This window comes from uncultured Boseongicola sp., from assembly GCF_937988555.1.
Taxonomy (GTDB): Bacteria; Pseudomonadota; Alphaproteobacteria; order Rhodobacterales; family Rhodobacteraceae; genus Boseongicola.
On sequence record NZ_CALJXO010000344.1, the window covers coordinates 1 to 4,008 of the forward strand.

General features: G+C 56.4%; 4 protein-coding genes. All 4 read right to left on the bottom strand.

The features are described 5' to 3' along the window. A partial coding sequence (locus Q1B15_RS20240; RefSeq protein ID WP_299757328.1) for an inositol monophosphatase family protein occupies positions 1–385 on the bottom strand: 385 nt, incomplete at its 3' end. Further along, entirely contained in the window at positions 375–1,394 is a 1,020-nt protein-coding gene (locus tag Q1B15_RS20245; RefSeq protein WP_299757329.1) for a LacI family DNA-binding transcriptional regulator, read from the bottom strand. The genes Q1B15_RS20245 and Q1B15_RS20240, both read right to left, overlap by 11 nt. Beyond that, positions 1,387–2,805, bottom strand: a complete 1,419-nt coding sequence (locus Q1B15_RS20250) for a glycerophosphodiester phosphodiesterase family protein (protein ID WP_299757332.1) — start codon at positions 2,803–2,805, stop codon at positions 1,387–1,389. The genes Q1B15_RS20245 and Q1B15_RS20250 overlap by 8 nt, the downstream gene beginning before the upstream one ends. Continuing rightward, positions 2,802–3,845, bottom strand: coding sequence for an ABC transporter ATP-binding protein (locus Q1B15_RS20255; RefSeq protein WP_299757335.1), 1,044 nt, complete (start codon positions 3,843–3,845; stop codon positions 2,802–2,804). The genes Q1B15_RS20250 and Q1B15_RS20255 overlap by 4 nt, the downstream gene beginning before the upstream one ends. Between the last annotated feature and the right edge of the window lie 163 nt (positions 3,846–4,008).

Here is a 4,008-nt window from a genome sequence, read left to right on the forward strand (position 1 = left end):
CCCGCTTCGCCCACGCAGTAATGCCTAGGTCTGGCGCATGAATGACGCCGTGCGTGATTTCCTGACCGTCGAAACAGGCAATCGAAACCGCCCAGTCTGGCAGCCCCCGCGAGAAGTTTATCGTGCCATCAATAGGGTCAAGGATCCACACGGCCTTGCCGGTTCCTTCCAGGCCACCTTCTTCGCCCAATATAGCAACGCCCGGATCGAACGTCAGAATACGCTCACGCAACAACGCCTCAACCGCATGATCTGCAGCTGTCACGAGATCCATGGGACCCTTGTTACTCGTTTCCAGAACTCCAGGACTCTCGCGCATCCTTTGTGCAAGCTCTCCAGCCTCGCGCGCCATATCAAGCGCGGCCTGAAGTCGTTCATCCATCATGGCGTGTCGTCCCACGCAAAACTGCCGCCAAAGGTTGCCGCTCTACCCTGTTGGCCAGAGAGCTATCGGCAATCCGTTCAATCAGAAGCCGGACGACTGTATCTGTTTGCGCCTCGATATCCTGACGAATGGTAGAAAGGTTAAAGGATCCCCATTTCGCCTGCTCGATATCATCAAAACCTAAAACCTGTATCTGGTCGGGAACCGATATCCCAAGGTCAATACGAAGCGCATCAAGCGCACCAATTGCCATCAGATCGGTCGAACAAAACAACCCGTCAATTCGATCGAAGACACTTCGGTCCGTTCCATTTAATCCGACACGCGCATCTTCATAGCCCTGATCCGCAGCATAAAGAACCTCCGTCGGAAGCCCATGTTTGGCAGCAGAGCTCAGGAACGCTTTGGCGCGACCGGACACCGAGTAGGTTTCCCTTCGCGGAACAAGGCATCCAAGACACGTCGCACCAGCCTGAATAAGAACCCGCGTCGCAAGCTGTCCGGCCTGGGCGTTATCAGCGACCACGCGATCACCCCAGTTTGACGCACCAGCGCGGTTGACCAGCACCACAGGAAGACCGAGCCGGCCACAGTCTTCAATCAGTGCACGAGGAGGCGTATCTGACGTGAAAATCATCCCGGCAATACTATAGCCAAGAAGCGACTCGATCAGGCTGCTGACCTCATCCGGGCGTTCTGCTGTGATCAGCATCGGCTTAAAGCCTTCGCGGGTCAGGGCCTCGCTCAATTGTCTGACTTGTTGCGACCGCAGCGGAGTGTCCAGCCGCGAGGCAACAAGTCCCACAATGCCCGAGTGCGCCTGCTGCAAACCGCGCGCGAGGGAATTTACGCGATAGCCAAGTTCAGAAGCCGCTTTGGTCACCTTGTCTTTCGTATCGGGCGCAATATTGGCGCCGGGCGTAAACGCACGAGAGACCGCTGATCGCGAAACGCCCGCAAGGCGGGCCACGTCGAATGAAGTGGCTTTGCGGCGCACTATCTTAGCCATCATGTCGCCCGCGGTCGACGAAACGCGAAAAAGCGAACGGCTGATTGAGGTTGAAGAAATCCGGGCGCGCCTTGATCATCTTTGCAAAGACTTCGGTATCGCTGCCCATATAGGCCAACATTGATTTCACATGACTTCCTCGAAGAGGCGCAATGTCCAATGCTTCCTCTGTTGGAATAAACTCGACGATATTTGCATCAAAATCTGCAATCGTGTCCTCCAGCGACGCGTAATCCTGACGACGCGCCATTATTCTAGCAGCGGGACTGAGGGTGCGAAGTTCGACAAGGAAATCCCGGTTGAATGACCAGAAAAACACCCGATCCAGCAACCCGGCGCGCTCGACCTGATCCAGAACAGGTTTAGGAGGAGCAGATTTGAACTCCAGATAGGCGCGCCCGTCGTACCGCTTCAATAGATCAAGAACCTCGCCAAGCGTCGGCACTTTGATCCCCGCAAAGAACGGATCGACCCATCCGCCAGCGTCCAGAGCCCGGAGTTCCGCCAGTGAATGCTGTGTCACCGGGCCAGAACCATCGGTCGTGCGATCAAGAGTGTTATCGTGGATAACCACGATTTCCCCGTCCGATGTGATGTGCAAATCAACTTCGATGTACCCGAATCCTGCCGCCAAGGCGCACTCCAGCGCCGGCAGCGTGTTTTCAGGCGCAATCGAATTAGCGCCGCGATGACAGACAATATCGAATGGATAATCGGAAGGGGGGCGAAACGGGTTCACCAGTTCCGGCATGTCAGAGCAGATGCCAGTTACCGGTTTGGTACGAATCGCGGCCATCCGCTCGGGATCCTCTTCGTGCCACAACACGACTTCCTTGCCGTCGCGAAACGCGCGACCAAACAACTCCCGCGTCAGGGTGTCTTGCGGTGTTGGCATACGCTCCCAGCACAAATGAATGATATCGGCATCTTTCGCGTGTGAATGCGGATCGGCCCCCAATGGCACGAGCCCGGCAACCGGATAGGTGCTTCCAGCTTCCTTTAAAGTCTGGACAATCTCCGGGCTGAAAGCGCCAATGATCACAGGTGCAATCTCTGCGTCTTGCATCAAATGCATGGTGGCCAATGCCGCATCGGCATCCTTGATATCCGCATAGATGCCCGCTCCAAGCTCGGCCGCCAGAGCGACAACTTCGCTCAGATCGGGACAATCCGGCATGATCTCCCGCAAAGCCGCACGCGACAACGTGTTCAAAGCCTCTCCGCTTGCCAAGGTCGCGTCGTGATGAACAATCGGAATTCCGTCCGTCGAAAACCGAATATCAACCTCCCACATATCGGCACCCAACTCCGCCGCTTTGCGGAAAGCCGCCAGCGTGTTGGCAGGCGCATAGGCCGACGCCCCGCGGTGCGCAATTGCATAGGGACGCGGCGGGATGCCGGGGGACGTCACAGCCGGTCTCCATTTGATGCAAAGGCAAGAATATTTTCAGTTGCAACGCCCCAGTTGATGCGTTGCCCTGCCCGGACTGGCTCGCCTGCAGGCAAGATCGAACGGATCTCACCGCCACCATCCAGCCGAACGTCAATCAATTCTTCGCGGCCCTGTGGTTCAACAAAAGTCACCTCACCCTGCAATCCCGTGCCGTGTTGTGGTCCAAAATGCTCGGGGCGAATGCCCACGACAACCTCGCCCGATGCCTCCAACGCTGAAGGGCGCGCAAGCGTCTGGTTATGTCCAAACGAAAGAACGTCGCCCGCCACCGCAGGGAGGAACGAGATTGGTGGATTCCCAAGAAAACCCGCAACAAACTGCGAGCGCGGATTGCTATACATCTGTTCGGGCGTGTCGAGTTGAACGATCTTCCCGTTTCGCATCAGCGCGATACGGTCACACATCGACATCGCTTCGACCTGATCATGCGTCACAAGAATAGCCGTTATCCCGGTCTCACGCTGAATCCGACGGATCTCTGATCGCATTTCCAACCGCAACTTCGCATCCAGATTGGCAAGTGGTTCGTCAAGCAGCAGCACATCCGGCTTGCGGATCATCGCGCGGGCCAAGGCAACACGTTGCTGCTGTCCCCCGGACAATTGCGCAGGCCGCCGATCCAGCAGTTCGCCTATCTGAACCAAGTCCGCAAGCCGCTCGACCTCGGCACGGATATTGGACTTTGACATGCGCTGCACCTTCAGCGGAAAACCGATGTTCTGCTCAACCGTCATATGCGGGTAGAGCGCATAGTTTTGAAACACGACCCCCACCGAGCGTTCCTGTGCGGGCAAGGTCGTCACGTCGTCGTCACCGAAGTAAAGCGTGCCGCCGCTCATCTTATGAATGCCGCAAACAGCAAAAAGAGTAGTGGACTTGCCGCACCCTGAAGGACCGAGAAGGGCCATCATCTCGCCGCTCTCCACCGTCAGGTCCATATCCTCGATGACGGTCAGTGAGCCGAAGCGTTTTGTGAATTTGTCGAGCCTGAGTTTCATCAGCCTTTGGTGCCTCCGCCGTAGATGTTCATCAACTGCTTCTGGAACACCAGATAGATAATGATGACTGGGATTGAGTAAAACATGCCGATCGCCTTGAAGAGGCCGAAGTCAGCGGTCGCGTCATCTTGAATGACCGCGTTCATATAGGTTGCAAGAACCT

Excerpts from the sequence above, each read along its gene's own strand:
- Q1B15_RS20255 (WP_299757335.1), bottom strand. The coding sequence starts at position 3,845 with ATGAAACTCAGGCTCGACAAATTCACAAAACGCTTCGGCTCACTGACC.
- Q1B15_RS20245 (WP_299757329.1), bottom strand. The coding sequence starts at position 1,394 with ATGGCTAAGATAGTGCGCCGCAAAGCCACTTCATTCGACGTGGCCCGC.